11 protein-coding genes are annotated in these 14,720 nt (G+C 53.4%); 2 read left to right on the forward strand and 9 right to left on the reverse strand.

All coding sequences use genetic code 11. The features are described 5' to 3' along the window. The first annotated feature begins 588 nt into the window (after positions 1-588). On the forward strand, positions 589-5,049 hold the full coding sequence (gene gltB, locus ACOYA6_RS18805) for a glutamate synthase large subunit (protein ID WP_138370315.1): 4,461 nt from the start codon (positions 589-591) through the stop codon (positions 5,047-5,049). Between the two features lie 9 nt (positions 5,050-5,058). Further along, positions 5,059-6,477, forward strand: coding sequence for a glutamate synthase small subunit (locus ACOYA6_RS18810; RefSeq protein ID WP_039031611.1), 1,419 nt, complete (start codon positions 5,059-5,061; stop codon positions 6,475-6,477). Positions 6,478-6,518: 41 nt separating this feature from the next. On the opposite strand, the gene ACOYA6_RS18815 is transcribed toward ACOYA6_RS18810, so the two are convergent. The 9 genes from ACOYA6_RS18815 to rplM all read right to left on the reverse strand — a co-directional run bounded on the left by ACOYA6_RS18815 (position 6,519) and on the right by rplM (position 14,411). Continuing rightward, a complete protein-coding gene (locus ACOYA6_RS18815; protein ID WP_422655195.1) occupies positions 6,519-7,202 on the reverse strand; it encodes a DUF1120 domain-containing protein in 684 nt (227 codons plus the stop codon). A gap of 14 nt (positions 7,203-7,216) precedes the next feature. Then, positions 7,217-7,747: a DUF1120 domain-containing protein gene (locus ACOYA6_RS18820; RefSeq protein WP_422655196.1), complete on the reverse strand. Its 531-nt coding sequence runs from the start codon at positions 7,745-7,747 to the stop codon at positions 7,217-7,219. Then, positions 7,744-10,122 (reverse strand): fimbrial biogenesis usher protein, encoded by a 2,379-nt coding sequence (locus ACOYA6_RS18825; RefSeq protein ID WP_422655197.1) that lies wholly within the window; start codon positions 10,120-10,122, stop codon positions 7,744-7,746. Before ACOYA6_RS18825 ends, ACOYA6_RS18820 begins: the two co-directional genes overlap by 4 nt. A 20-nt stretch (positions 10,123-10,142) precedes the next feature. After that, positions 10,143-10,814 carry a fimbria/pilus chaperone family protein gene (locus ACOYA6_RS18830; protein WP_039031608.1) on the reverse strand — a complete coding sequence of 224 codons (672 nt, stop codon included), beginning with the start codon at positions 10,812-10,814 and terminating at the stop codon, positions 10,143-10,145. A 142-nt stretch (positions 10,815-10,956) separates the two neighbouring features. After that, on the reverse strand, positions 10,957-11,661 hold the full coding sequence (locus ACOYA6_RS18835; protein ID WP_138370319.1) for a DUF1120 domain-containing protein: 705 nt from the start codon (positions 11,659-11,661) through the stop codon (positions 10,957-10,959). Positions 11,662-12,126: 465 nt separating this feature from the next. Next, positions 12,127-12,618: a ClpXP protease specificity-enhancing factor gene (sspB, locus tag ACOYA6_RS18840; RefSeq protein ID WP_039031832.1), complete on the reverse strand. Its 492-nt coding sequence runs from the start codon at positions 12,616-12,618 to the stop codon at positions 12,127-12,129. Between the two features lie 5 nt (positions 12,619-12,623). Beyond that, positions 12,624-13,262 carry a stringent starvation protein SspA gene (sspA, locus tag ACOYA6_RS18845; RefSeq protein ID WP_039031606.1) on the reverse strand — a complete coding sequence of 213 codons (639 nt, stop codon included), beginning with the start codon at positions 13,260-13,262 and terminating at the stop codon, positions 12,624-12,626. Positions 13,263-13,574: 312 nt separating this feature from the next. Continuing rightward, a complete protein-coding gene (gene rpsI / locus ACOYA6_RS18850) occupies positions 13,575-13,967 on the reverse strand; it encodes a 30S ribosomal protein S9 (protein WP_003025138.1) in 393 nt (130 codons plus the stop codon). A 15-nt stretch (positions 13,968-13,982) separates the two neighbouring features. Beyond that, entirely contained in the window at positions 13,983-14,411 is a 429-nt protein-coding gene (gene rplM, locus ACOYA6_RS18855; RefSeq protein ID WP_024551131.1) for a 50S ribosomal protein L13, read from the reverse strand. Positions 14,412-14,720 lie beyond the last annotated feature (309 nt).

Genomic DNA, 14,720 nt, shown 5'->3' on the forward strand with positions numbered 1-14,720 from the left:
TCCTTTGCATAAATAACCAAGATAATTGCAATTTCATTCATCGCCTGCTTAATTACTTTTCCTTATGTTCTGATGGTTTTTTTCATTTATATCGTCCGCGCTAAAAAACAGTGACATCATGCGGGTTATTCCCATGCGGCGGCATTATATCCTGCTTAAATCGCACTATTTAGCATGCTACAGCGATAATACCGCTTTCATATAGTGAGTCAGATCACACTACCCCAAAGCCCACAGCAAGGTTACAGGGATGTGAAAGAGGTTAAATATCCATATAAATCAATTCACTAACCTTTCTTTAGCACATTTTTGTATAAATAAGATTGCCATTTGACCTGTGTACCGATTCCCGATAAGTTGGAAATCCGCTGGAAGCTTTCTGGATGAGCAGCCTGCTCATCATATTTATGCAGTAATTGAGATTCCCTCTGAAGCAAGTCCTCAAACTTGTTTACCTGCGCGAAAAGGATATTAAGAGGGCGAATGCGAGGTACGCGTATGAAACGCAAACCCCGTCGCCATGCTCTTTCTGTGCCTGTGCGCCACGGTTCAGTGGGAAGCCCGACGAGCCTGGGGAGGTTCACTGATATGTTGTACGATAAATCCCTTGAGAAGGATAACTGTGGTTTCGGCCTGATCGCCCACATAGAAGGCGAACCTAGCCACAAGGTAGTGCGTACCGCTATACACGCACTGGCCCGTATGCAGCACCGTGGCGCTATCCTCGCGGATGGTAAAACCGGCGACGGTTGCGGTCTGCTGCTGCAAAAACCGGATCGTTTCTTCCGCATCGTGGCGGAAGAGCGCGGCTGGCGTTTAGCTAAAAACTACGCCGTCGGCATGCTGTTCCTGAATCAAGACGCTGAAAAAGCAGCCGTATCACGCCGCATCGTCGAAGAAGAACTTCAACGCGAAACCCTGTCTATTGTCGGCTGGCGCGATGTGCCAACCAACGAAGGGGTCCTCGGTGAAATCGCCCTCTCCTCGCTGCCTCGTATCGAGCAAATCTTTGTCAACGCGCCTGCGGGCTGGCGTCCGCGTGATATGGAACGCCGCCTGTTCATCGCCCGCCGCCGCATTGAAAAACGCCTGCAGGACGATAAAGAGTTCTACGTTTGTAGCCTCTCGAACCTGGTGAACATCTATAAAGGTCTGTGTATGCCGGCTGACCTGCCGCGCTTCTACCTGGACCTGGCGGACCTGCGTCTGGAATCGGCCATTTGCCTGTTCCACCAGCGCTTCTCCACCAACACCGTACCACGCTGGCCGCTGGCTCAGCCGTTCCGCTACCTGGCGCACAACGGCGAAATCAATACCATTACCGGTAACCGCCAGTGGGCACGCGCCCGTACCTATAAATTCCAGACCCCGCTGATCCCGGATCTGCACGATGCCGCGCCGTTCGTGAACGAAACCGGCTCTGACTCCAGCTCCATGGATAACATGCTGGAACTGCTGCTTGCCGGCGGGATGGATATCGTCCGCGCCATGCGTCTGCTCGTTCCGCCAGCCTGGCAGAACAACCCGGATATGGATCCGGAGCTGCGTTCCTTCTTCGACTTTAACTCCATGCACATGGAGCCGTGGGATGGCCCGGCCGGTATCGTCATGTCCGACGGCCGCTTTGCCGCCTGTAACCTGGACCGTAACGGCCTGCGCCCTGCGCGCTACGTCATCACTAAAGACAAGCTGATTACCTGTGCCTCTGAAGTGGGCATCTGGGATTACCAGCCTGACGAAGTGGTGGAAAAAGGCCGCGTTGGGCCTGGCGAGCTGATGGTTATCGATACCCGTGTCGGTCGCATTCTGCACTCTGCGGAAACCGATAACGATCTGAAGAGCCGTCATCCGTATAAAGAGTGGATGGAGAAAAACGTCCGCCGTCTGGTGCCGTTCGAAGATCTGTCGGATCAGGACGTGGGCAGCCGCGAGCTGGATGATGATACTCTTGCCAGCTACCAGAAACAGTTTAACTACAGCGCGGAAGAGCTGGACTCCGTTATCCGCGTGCTCGGTGAAAACGGCCAGGAAGCGGTCGGCTCCATGGGCGACGACACCCCATTCGCCGTGCTCTCCAGCCAGCCGCGTATCATTTACGATTACTTCCGTCAGCAGTTTGCGCAGGTTACCAACCCGCCAATCGATCCGCTGCGTGAAGCACACGTGATGTCGCTGGCCACCAGCATCGGCCGTGAGATGAACGTCTTCTGCGAAGCCGAAGGCCAGGCCCACCGTCTGACCTTTAAATCGCCGATTCTGCTCTACTCCGATTTCACCCAGCTGACCACCATGAAAGAGGAACATTATCGCGCCGACACGCTCGATATTACCTTTGACGTGACCGAAGCGAGCCTCGAAGAGACGGTGAAAGCGCTGTGTGATAAGGCCGAACAGATGGTGCGTAACGGTACCGTCCTGCTGGTCCTCTCCGACCGTAACATTGCCAAGAATCGCCTGCCGGTTCCGGCGCCAATGGCGGTGGGTGCAATCCAGACTCGCCTGGTGGATAAGAGCCTGCGCTGCGATGCCAACATCATTGTTGAGACCGCAAGCGCCCGCGATCCGCACCACTTTGCCGTGCTGCTGGGCTTTGGCGCGACGGCGATCTACCCGTACCTTGCCTACGAAACGCTGGCAAAACTGGTCGACACCAACGCCATTGAAAAAGACTACCGTACCGTGATGCTGAACTACCGTAACGGCATCAACAAAGGTCTTTACAAGATCATGTCCAAAATGGGCATCTCGACCATCGCCTCTTACCGCTGCTCGAAGCTGTTCGAAGCCGTGGGTCTGCATGATGACGTCGCGGATCTGTGCTTCCAGGGCGTGATCAGCCGTATCGGCGGAGCGGACTTCAGCGACTTCCAGCAGGATCTGCTGAACCTCTCCAAACGTGCCTGGCTGGCGCGTAAGCCGCTGGATCAGGGCGGACAGCTGAAGTACGTGCATGGCGGCGAATACCACGCCTATAACCCGGACGTGGTGCGCACCCTGCAGCAGGCCGTTCAGAGCGGCGAGTACAGCGATTATCAACAGTATGCTGAGCTGGTAAACAACCGTCCGGCGGCCACGCTGCGTGATTTGCTGGCGCTGAACCCGGGTGATACCGCCGTCAGCATCAACGACGTTGAACCAGCAACCGAGCTGTTCAAGCGCTTTGATACCGCCGCGATGTCTATCGGCGCGTTAAGTCCGGAAGCCCACGAGGCGCTGGCAGAAGCAATGAACAGCATCGGCGGGAACTCTAACTCCGGCGAAGGCGGTGAAGATCCGGCGCGCTACGGCACCAATAAAGTGTCGCGCATCAAGCAGGTTGCTTCCGGCCGCTTCGGTGTGACGCCTGCCTACCTGGTCAACGCCGACGTGATTCAGATTAAAGTCGCTCAGGGTGCAAAACCGGGCGAAGGCGGTCAGTTGCCGGGTGACAAAGTGACCCCGTACATCGCCAAACTGCGCTACTCGGTACCGGGCGTGACGCTGATCTCCCCGCCGCCGCACCACGATATCTACTCTATCGAGGATCTGGCGCAGCTGATTTTCGACCTGAAACAGGTCAACCCGAAAGCGATGATCTCCGTGAAGCTGGTTTCCGAGCCGGGCGTGGGCACTATCGCCACCGGCGTGGCGAAAGCCTATGCCGACCTGATTACCATCGCCGGTTACGACGGTGGTACTGGCGCAAGCCCGCTCTCCTCCGTGAAATATGCGGGCTGTCCATGGGAGCTGGGTCTGGTTGAAACCCAGCAGGCCCTGGTGGCTAACGGTCTGCGTCACAAGATCCGCCTGCAGGTGGACGGTGGCCTGAAAACCGGCCTCGACATCATTAAAGCGGCGATTCTGGGTGCAGAGAGCTTCGGTTTCGGTACCGGTCCGATGGTCGCGCTGGGCTGTAAATACCTGCGTATTTGCCACCTGAACAACTGCGCAACCGGTGTTGCAACCCAGGACGAGAAGCTGCGTAAGAACCACTACCACGGCCTGCCGTTCAAAGTGACTAACTACTTTGACTTCATCGCCCGCGAAACCCGCGAGCTGATGGCGCAGCTGGGCGTGACGCGTCTGGTGGATCTGATTGGCCGTACCGACCTGCTGAAAGAGCTGGACGGGTTCACCGCCAAACAGCAGAACCTGAAGCTGTCCCGTCTGCTGGAAACGGCTGAGCCTAAGGCAGGCAAAGCGGTGTACTGCACCGAGAACAACCCGCCGTTCGACAATGGCGTGCTGAACGCTCAACTGTTGCAGCAGGCGAAGTCGTTTGTGGATGAAAAGCAGAGCAAAACCTTCTGGTTTGATATTCGCAACACCGACCGTTCCGTGGGCGCAAGCCTCTCGGGTTATATCGCACAGACGCACGGCGACCAGGGTCTGGCTGCCGATCCGATTACCGCGCACTTCAGCGGCACCGCGGGCCAGAGCTTCGGCGTCTGGAACGCAGGCGGCGTTGAGCTCTACCTGACCGGCGATGCCAACGACTACGTCGGCAAAGGCATGGCGGGCGGTCTGCTGGCGGTACGTCCTCCGGTGGGTTCAGCCTTCCGCAGCTGTGATGCCAGCATCATCGGCAACACCTGTCTGTACGGTGCAACCGGTGGTCGTCTGTTCGCCGCAGGTCGTGCGGGCGAGCGTTTCGCGGTGCGTAACTCCGGTGCTATCACCGTGGTTGAAGGCATCGGCGATAACGGCTGTGAATACATGACCGGCGGGATTGTCTGCGTACTGGGTAAAACCGGCGTTAACTTCGGTGCGGGTATGACCGGTGGTTTCGCCTATGTCCTGGACGAAAGCGGTGACTTCCGTAAACGCGTGAACCCGGAACTGGTGGAAGTGCTGGATGTTGAAAGCCTGGCGATCCACGAGGAGCACCTGCGTGGTCTGATTACCGAGCACGTGCACCACACCGGTTCCGTGCGCGGCGAAGAGATCCTGGCGAACTGGCCGGCGTTCTCAGCGAAATTCGCGCTGGTTAAACCGAAGTCCAGCGATGTTAAAGCCCTGTTGGGTCACCGTAGTCGTAGCGCAGCAGAGCTGCGTGTGCAGGCGCAGTAAGGAATTCAGATGAGCCAGAATGTTTACCAGTTTATCGACTTGCAGCGCGTTGATCCGCCGAAGAAACCGCTGAAGATCCGTAAAATTGAATTTGTTGAAATCTACGAGCCGTTTTCCGAAGGCCAGGCCAAAGCACAGGCAGACCGCTGCCTGTCCTGCGGTAACCCGTACTGCGAGTGGAAATGTCCGGTCCATAACTACATCCCGAACTGGCTAAAGCTGGCCAACGAAGGGCGTATTTTTGAGGCAGCCGAGCTGTCTCACCAGACCAACACCCTGCCGGAAGTGTGCGGCCGCGTGTGTCCTCAGGACCGTCTGTGTGAAGGCTCCTGCACCCTGAACGACGAGTTCGGTGCGGTGACTATCGGCAATATCGAACGCTACATCAACGATAAAGCGTTCGAGATGGGCTGGCGCCCGGATATGACCGGCGTGCGTCAGACCGACAAACGCGTGGCGATTATCGGTGCCGGTCCGGCGGGCCTGGCCTGTGCCGACGTGCTGACCCGCAACGGCGTGAAAGCCGTGGTGTTTGACCGTCACCCGGAGATCGGCGGTCTGCTCACCTTCGGCATCCCGGCCTTCAAGCTGGAAAAAGAGGTGATGACCCGCCGCCGTGAAATCTTCACCGGCATGGGCATTGAGTTCAAACTCAACACCGAAGTGGGCCGTGACGTACAGCTCGACGATCTGCTCAAAGATTACGACTCGGTATTCCTGGGCGTGGGCACCTATCAGTCGATGCGCGGTGGGCTGGAGAACGAAGACGCGTCGGGCGTATATGACGCGCTGCCGTTCCTGATTGCCAACACCAAGCAGATGATGGGCTACGGCGAAACTGCTGATGAGCCATACGTCAGCATGGAAGGCAAACGCGTGGTGGTTCTGGGCGGCGGTGATACCGCGATGGACTGCGTGCGTACCTCCATTCGTCAGAATGCCACGCACGTTATCTGTGCCTATCGTCGTGACGAAGAGAACATGCCGGGCTCCAAACGCGAAGTGAAAAACGCGCGTGAAGAGGGCGTGGAGTTCCAGTTCAACATCCAGCCTCTGGGTATTGAAGTGAATGCCAACGGTAAAGTCAGCGGCGTGAAGATGGCGCGTACTGAGATGGGTGCGCCGGATGCGAAAGGCCGTCGTCGCGCGGAAATCGTTGCCGGTTCCGAGTATGTGATCCCAGCCGATGCGGTGGTGATGGCGTTTGGTTTCCGTCCACACAGCATGGAGTGGCTGGCGAAACACAGCGTTGAGCTGGATTCTCAGGGCCGCATCATTGCCCCGGAAGGCAGCGATAACGCCTTCCAGACCAGCAACCCGAAAATCTTCGCCGGTGGCGATATCGTTCGCGGTTCAGACCTGGTAGTTACCGCCATTGCCGAAGGCCGTAAAGCGGCTGAGGGCATCATGAACTTCCTGGAAGTGTAATAAATCAGGGCTCGGCGAGCGCAGGCCCGCCGAGCGTCCTATCACAAATAGACGATGCTGATCACTGCTTCGCCGTCCAGCTTAATCACCTGACTGCTGTTCAATTTGTTCGCCAATGTAACACTCACCTGCAGCGGAAGGCTGACGGTGCTGATGGGCTGTGGGCTCAGCATACCTTTCTGCACAAAGGTGTAAAAATAGTCCTGACTTGTTGGCAGGGGCAATAACGCGCTTTTTGCCCACGGCCCCGCCTGGTTTGCCGAACCCGCAATATCAACCAACACGCTTTTGTCGCCATCCGTTGCGGTCACGCCTGCCGCATTGATTTGTACGGCATAACTTCCAATCGCTTTTTTCTCCGCCGTCAACCCGAGTCCAAAAAGCCGCGCCGGCTCGCTGACGTACTGTCCGCCATTAATCTGAAACCGCGCTCCCGTATGGCCATTTTCATCCTCGCCAGATACTACCGACGCTGCACGCGTGTCCCGGGCAGTAATGGCTATTGCTGTAGAGGATTCGCAGGTGACCGATAACGTTATATCTCGCGTGCCAAGCTGGGAAAAAGTAGCAGTAGAGATACTTCCTGTAGTGCGGCTACCGAAATCAACGACGCCGTTATTGCTCAGGGTCGGGGTGCAGGCCGCGGCATCAGCCGTGACCTCAAAGTCGACGCTGACGGTATCATTTGCCGCCGCAGAGGCGGCCATCAGGACTGCCACCAGCACGCATATTCGTCGCATCATCGCACATCCATTTTTATCTTCAGGTTACCGCGCCAGGTAGTTCTTTCAACAATCGCGCCGGGTTTGATGGCAGAACGGACGGTAAAAGTTACCGTAGCCGTTTTCCCGTAGGTCTCGCTGCCGTCCATGAAAGCGAGCCCCTGATGCGGTAAAATCGCCAGGTTCTCGCTGTCGCTGGAGTGCGGCAGGACATCTGCCAGATTGACCGGCGCAAGACGGACAGGTTTGTCATCAACCAAGGCATGCGAAGCGACTATCTGCATCTCACCGTCGGCACCGAGTGCAAACGTCCCGTTTTGTACACGATCGCTCCCCGGAAACAGCCGTATACGCTGCGGTTCGCTGCATACCACCCGCACCTGGAATTGTTTTTCCGGCAGTGAAAGCAATGGTCCTTTAACTTGCTGCCGCTCGGCGGGGCTCAGATTGCCCCAGCTCACCTTTTGCTGGCTGGCAAAAATCTGGCATTCAGCCCAGCCACGCCCCGATATGGCCAGCAGCGCAACCATCAGCACGATTTTTTTCACAGGCAAACTCCTTTTGCCGTTTCGTAGAACACACCTGTTTCCACCACTTCCGGTAACGCCAGCTTAATGCGGCAGACGCCGGACTCCCCCTGGGCCAGGAGCACCTGACTTGAGTTGACGTTATTCAGGAAAACCACCCCCTCGTCTACGGATGTGGTGAGGTAGTTGCCGTCCTCGTCCGTAATGGCGAGGTTTTTAGGCAGTTTTTTACCATCAGCCATACTTATTTCCAGTAAGACGCGACGCTGGGTAACGGCAGTAAACTGGACTTTCCCCACAGAACCCCGGCCCTGCTTCAGCTGGTGCGTACCGTTGCCGATATCGACGTTTTTAGGCAACGTTTCGGTACTCACTTCAATACGGGAATTCCGCCAGGCGTTAAGCGCAGGCAATACGGCATATCCGCGCGAATCCGTCCAGACTGGCCCCTGAGGCGTATCAATTTTTACCCCTGAAAGCGGCTGTGCCAGTGAGGCAATCCCGAACGTTTCACGTACCGGTACAGGCGATAACGTAATGCCATCGCCGTGGGCCACAATCCCGCCCTGCAATGAGCCGGTATAGCTGCGCCGATCCTGCCCTGCCACGCTGCCGTTCAGCATCAACTGCGTATAGTGCAGATTGCTGCTGATGCTCGCGTTTACGCTCCTGTCGTGCGCATACCTGCCCTTATCAGTTCCCAGGGTATAAATAGTCTCGTCTCCAAGATTACCGGACATCGTTGAGCCATACCGGGTTTCACTATCTCCATGACGCACATAGGTATTCACGTGACTTTTACCCAGCGGAATACTGACGTTGAGATAGAACGAATCTTCTTTTTTCCCCTCGCCACTGCTGCCATTCAGCTGACGTTGCCAGTTAGCCGAGACATACGCAGAAAAAATCTTGTCGCCCCAGCCTGCCGTTACATAACCGGTTTTAGTGTCATCCTGGCGACTTTTCGTCTCATAGAAACTGCTGCTGAAAGTTCCCCAGCCTGGACTGCTCCACTGGAGTCCAACTGAATATTCCAGCTTTTTCGTCGCGGTGTAGTTTCGATCAATAAACTGCGAGAACTCGCGATAGCCAGAGGTGTAGTAAGCCGATGACGCCGTAATGCTTAAGCCGGCCGCCATCGTCATGCTGGCCTCAGCGCGGTAGCTCTGCCCATGCAGCGCAAGCTTGCGATCGTATGATTGATTCGCCTTCAGACCCAGCGATAGCGGCGTCAGGGGGGCTGCATCAATACTTGCCCCCACCGCCTGAAAATCACTGGCGACAATCGCACCGACATTGATATTGCTGCCCGACAGTAAACGCCAGCCGTTTGACGCGCTGACTACCAAAGGTTTGTCATCATAATTGTCGCTGACGCGTCCCAACGATAAAAAGAAACCAGCCGGATTGCCCATCCGCTGAAGATAAAGCGTGGAAGGAACCGCATAGCTATGCTTATTACCGTCATTTTCGATAACCGTGACGTTCAGATCGCTGGTGTAATTGCGCAGTGAAATATCTGTTAAGGTAAACGGCCCAACGGGAACCAGAGTGGAATGAATCAGGATCCCCTGCTGGCGAACCTCGACTCTCGCCTGGCTGGTATTGGCTATGCCGCTGACCTTTATTCTCCCTTCTGGTGCTTCCAGCGCATCTTCTGGCGTAAATGTCATGCCATATAAACCAACCCCTTCCAGCAGCGCGTTGTTCATATTTACTTCTCCCGCCATGGCGGTAGTGCGTAAACCTACGAAAGTACGCTGCAAATAGGTCTGCCCATTTTCACTGTTAAACTGCCCCTGAGAATGGCTTAAGAGCTGCTGGCTACGTAATAACCAACCGGCGACATTCACACCGCCGTCAAGCTGCATCTGAGAATAGGTCGCACTGTCACCACTATATTCGCTGCGTGAACTCATCGCCGAATAATTCAATACACCAGCGGAACCGTCAGTAATAAATTCAGCTGCTGATAAGCTTTGGCGGGCAATGTTATCAGCTGACACTACTAACTCAACCAATTCCCTGCCCGGCACAGGATTGAGTACCGTCTCTGGAAAGTGCTTAAGATAGTCATAACATCCCTCTGTATAATCAGCAGGAAGACGTAAACCCGCCAGCTCAATAAACGACTTACTGAAGCAGAGTTCGCCGTCCTGATTAAAAGAGGCAATGATATTGCCTTTATTTTCCCCGTTAACAATAACTGTTATAGAAATTTCACCGGGCATAAACCGTGCCTTTTGGGCAAAATAACCGGATATCCCAGGATCAATACCTAAGGATTTTAATGTTTCACTATCAAACTCAATCGGAGAGGGATCTGTATCAGAGGCATATCCTTGCCTCGATAATATCAAACTGAGCGCACACACGAGCAGCGTTCTTTTAAACATCCTTGTCTTCCCTGAACGACTTACTGTAACGGTGCTATATATCGTTCACCTTTGTATCCATAGCGACTGGCCGGATAAAATTCCACTTTAGTATCCGATTTATTGGGCAGCGCCAGCGTCATACTGGTGTGAGGCAATAAATAGGTGTTTTTCAATGAGCCTTGCTTGCCAGAGGGCAAAGAGGTAAAAGAGGCCGTCATCCGGACCACATAACTCGATGGGTTACTTACCACTAAGTCGTTGCCGCGTTTGTTCCACTTGAGGTGTTTCCATGGTTCAAGATCTTGCGCGAGTCCGGCAGGATGAATAATTACCGGCAGATCCTGACGCACAGTAACAGCCAGTCTCTGTTTATTTTTCTCTTTAGGGGGAATCCCCTCAAAAGTTACCCTTTTTAGCTCTTCATGCATTAGAGGCTTTGTCATCTGCAACATAAAGCGAACACGTTGCATCGCCCCTGCCTCTACCCGTACCACAGGTTGCGAGGCAATTAAACGCACCGTCTTGTCGCTTTCTGGCAAATCAACAATAGTGGTGTAAAGCAATGCTGGACCCGAATCGGTGTTTGTCACATTCATACTGGCTTCACCTTTTTCTGCGTCAACCAGCAATACGGACGTTTCAGGCAACATACCTGAGGCAAATACCTGTCCGGATAAAATAAGCAGTGAAAGAATAACGCTACGTTTCATAATGTTCTCATTAATAGTAATAATGAAAGAAAGTGTTAACTCCCAGAGGTTAAAATAATTACCACAATAAAATCATAGTATTTTAACTGGCATGCGACATTTTCCCTTTATGGATTATTTATCGCATGCCTTTAATTATATATTACAGATATACCAGGCTCAGCGTAGCGTTACCGTCGAAGTTAATTTCATCGAAGCCCAGGATATCGCTGGTCTGAACGCCAGCGGAAATTTTCAGCGGTACAGATATTTCGGTGAACATGTCTGGCGCAGCGCCGCCTGCTTTGCCTATACCAGTGATACGTGACAGGCGCTGGCGAACGGCAGTATCGGTTCTCCAGTTTGCGCCGTTATCATCAGTGAAGTACAGTTTTGCAGCAGCGCCATCAATAGTGGCGTTCGCGCTGACAGCAACAATGGTGTACACGCCAATGTTCGCGTTGTTGGCTGCTTTACCCAGCCCAAACCCAAACAGAGGGTCATCAGAATTGTTGAAACCAGCAATTGGATGAGGAAGGAATTTGTTTGCAGACAAGGCCACCGCCGAGCTGGAGCGATTATCTGTTACTTTCAAACCTACTGATGCTGACGCATCGCAGGTCACGCTCAGGTTAATATCCTTGCTACCCAGCTGTACCAGGGTGTTACCGGATGTTGCGGTACGAATAGACGCTGCTGCGATAGAACCGAACGACACCTCACCACTGTTGCTTAATGTCGGAGTACAAGCAGCCGGAACAACGCTGCCAGAGACTTTTAACGTTACATCGTTAGCAGCATTTGCCTGAGCAGCGACCAGCAGAGCAGCACATACACCCAGCGCGGATAAATTAAGTTTAAAAGCCATTTTTAAATTTCCTTAACTTGATCAACCAACTTTCTAATTAGCTGGTTGTTTCCTTTTGAAATATTACGACTCACTATGGAGGGTATTATTAATAAACTATTTGTAATAAATAGTGTCGACAAGGTTACAGGATTTTCTCATAGAGAGTATTTATGATATCTAAACAAATTTTCAACCTTACCTAAAAACATATTTATAAAAAATAGATTGTGGGTGCAGAAATAATCGCACTCCAGGTTGGGGTTAGTTTTCAGGCTAAAAATCAAGAGAGTAATCGTGATGCAATTAAATTAAATATATCACACTGATAAAAGAACAGAAGGTTTAATAATCCATACAAATAGATTGCAGACTAATGATAATTAATAAAACTCTTTTTAAGCGACTGAATGGCTGCTTTCCTACAACTGTAGACAAGGGCAGCAGAAATAAAAAAGGGCCTTTCGGCCCTTTTGTTTACACATTTTATTTCACAACGCGTAACGATGGACGCCCACCGCGCGGCGGCGGTGTATCGTCAGGGTCATCGTCGTGATCGGGTTTATCGCCGTCGATAATCGACATAACCGGTTCGCTTTCGCTCTCGGCTGCGCCATTTTCATCGTTGAGGCTGGAAACGTCTTCATCATAAGCCGCTTCCGGCTCAAACATGGTGCCCGCGCCGTTTTCACGCGCATAGATTGCCAGTACGGCAGCCAGCGGCACAGATACCTGACGCGGAACGCCGCCGAAGCGGGCATTGAAGCGCACTTCGTCGTTCGCCAGCTCAAGACCGCCCACCGCGCGCGGCGCGATGTTCAGCACAATTTGCCCGTCACGTGCGTATTCCATAGGAACCTGCACGCCCGGTAACGTCACATCCACTACCAGGTGCGGCGTGAGCTGGTTATCCAGCAGCCATTCATAGAAGGCACGCAGCAGATACGGACGGCGCGGAGACAGCTGTGACATTTCCACAATCATTAGCCCCGGCCGAGACGCATTTCACGTTCAGCTTCAGTCAGAGAAGCCAGGAAAGAGTCGCGTTCAAATACGCGCGTCATATAGCCTTTCAGCTCTTTCGCGCCCGGACCGCTGAACTCAACGCCCAGAATCGGCAGACGCCACAGCAGCGGAGCCAGGTAGCAGTCTACCAGGCTGAACTCGTCGCTCAGGAAGAATGGACGCTGACCGAACACCGGTGCGATGGCCAGCAGCTCTTCACGCAGCTGTTTACGCGCAGCATCGGCTTCTGAGGAGGAACCGTTAGCAATAACGTTCATCAGCGTATACCAGTCTTTCTCGATACGCTGCATGTACAGACGGCTTTCCCCACGCGCAACCGGGTAGACCGGCATCAGCGGCGGATGCGGGAAACGCTCATCCAGATATTCCATAATGATACGGGATTCCCACAGGGTCAGTTCACGATCCACCAGCGTTGGCACGCTCTGGCTTGGGTTGAGATCGATCAGATCCTGAGGCGGGTTATCCTTTTCCACATGCTCGATCTCAAAACTGACACCCTTCTCGGCCAGCACGATACGAACCTGATGGCTATAAATGTCAGTAGGACCAGAAAACAGCGTCATTACCGAACGTTTGTTGGCAGCGACAGCCATGAAAACCTCCAGGTATATTCAGAATTTTTACTGCTACCGGCCATACAGGCCAGCCAGATGTTTTACTGCCCATCCCAGGGAATTCTTAATCCTGTTCAAAAAGAGAACAAAAATCGAGCATTCACCGTTATTTGGACACAAAAGTGGATGATAGTTTACCAGATTTTGCGACCTTTGTGGTGAGGGGATTCTGGAAATGCGGAAAAAGAGGTCAGAAAGGAAGTCTGCAAGGGAAGGCGTTGCGCTTTCGCCATAAAAAAACCCGCCGAAGCGGGTTTTTCGCAAATTGTTGTCTGCCGAAGCAGAAACCAATTAACGTTTGGAGAACTGTGGACGACGACGTGCTTTACGCAGACCGACTTTCTTACGTTCAACCTGACGAGCATCACGAGTAACGAAGCCAGCTTTACGCAGTTCGCCACGCAGGGACTCATCGTACTCCATCAGAGCGCGGGTGATACCGTGACGGATCGCACCAGCCTGACCAGAGATACCACCACCTTTAACAGTGATGTACAGATCCAGTTTCTCAACCATGTCGACCAGTTCCAGCGGCTGACGAACTACCATGCGGGCAGTTTCACGACCGAAGTACTGTTCCAGAGAACGTTGGTTGATAACGATTTTACCACTGCCCGGTTTGATGAACACGCGAGCGGCGGAGCTTTTGCGGCGACCAGTGCCGTAGTATTGATTTTCAGCCATTGCCTATAATCCCGATTAGATGTCAAGAACTTGCGGTTGCTGTGCCGCGTGGTTGTGCTCGTTACCTGCGTAAACTTTCAGTTTACGGTACATAGCACGACCCAGCGGGCCTTTTGGCAGCATGCCTTTAACCGCGATTTCAATCACACGCTCAGGACGGCGGGCAATCATCTCTTCAAAGGTCGCTTGTTTGATACCGCCGATGTGGCCGGTGTGGTGATAGTACACTTTGTCAGTACGCTTGTTGCCGGTTACAGCAACTTTGTCAGCGTTCAGAACGATGATGTAATCACCGGTATCGACGTGCGGAGTGTATTCCGCTTTGTGCTTACCGCGCAGGCGACGAGCCAGTTCGGTAGCCAGACGGCCCAGAGTTTTACCGGTCGCGTCAACAACATACCAGTCGCGTTTTACGGTTTCTGGTTTAGCTGTAAAAGTTTTCATTAAAAGCTTACCCAAATAAATAAGTTACACGTTGGTGAACACCCAAACGTTTAGTAGTTGAGGTTCACACGACATTGTCCAGCAAACCTACCCCTTCGAATAGCCTATGCCGGCGCAGAGAAAGTTTTGGGAAAAAAACCTTCTTGTAACGTGGGGTCGCAAGATTATAGAGAAGTCAGGGGTAAAGATCGACCCCTAATTGTGATTTGACGCGGGTTTTTCCGGGGTGTGGAAAGTGCGCTCTGGTGCCCTCACTCCCGGCCCCTCTCCCACGGTGAACAGTGCGGTCTGGTGCCCTCACCCCCAGCC

Origin of the sequence: Leclercia barmai (assembly GCF_049312895.1) — a bacterium.
GTDB classification, from domain to species: domain Bacteria; phylum Pseudomonadota; class Gammaproteobacteria; order Enterobacterales; family Enterobacteriaceae; genus Enterobacter; species Enterobacter barmai.

Coding starts and splice junctions, on each gene's coding strand:
- ACOYA6_RS18810 (WP_039031611.1), top strand. CDS start 5,059: ATGAGCCAGAATGTTTACCAGTTTATCGACTTGCAGCGCGTTGATCCG.
- ACOYA6_RS18830 (WP_039031608.1), bottom strand. CDS start 10,814: ATGAAACGTAGCGTTATTCTTTCACTGCTTATTTTATCCGGACAGGTA.
- gltB (WP_138370315.1), top strand. CDS start 589: ATGTTGTACGATAAATCCCTTGAGAAGGATAACTGTGGTTTCGGCCTG.
- ACOYA6_RS18835 (WP_138370319.1), bottom strand. CDS start 11,661: ATGGCTTTTAAACTTAATTTATCCGCGCTGGGTGTATGTGCTGCTCTG.
- sspA (WP_039031606.1), bottom strand. CDS start 13,262: ATGGCTGTCGCTGCCAACAAACGTTCGGTAATGACGCTGTTTTCTGGT.
- rplM (WP_024551131.1), bottom strand. CDS start 14,411: ATGAAAACTTTTACAGCTAAACCAGAAACCGTAAAACGCGACTGGTAT.
- rpsI (WP_003025138.1), bottom strand. CDS start 13,967: ATGGCTGAAAATCAATACTACGGCACTGGTCGCCGCAAAAGCTCCGCC.
- ACOYA6_RS18825 (WP_422655197.1), bottom strand. CDS start 10,122: ATGTTTAAAAGAACGCTGCTCGTGTGTGCGCTCAGTTTGATATTATCG.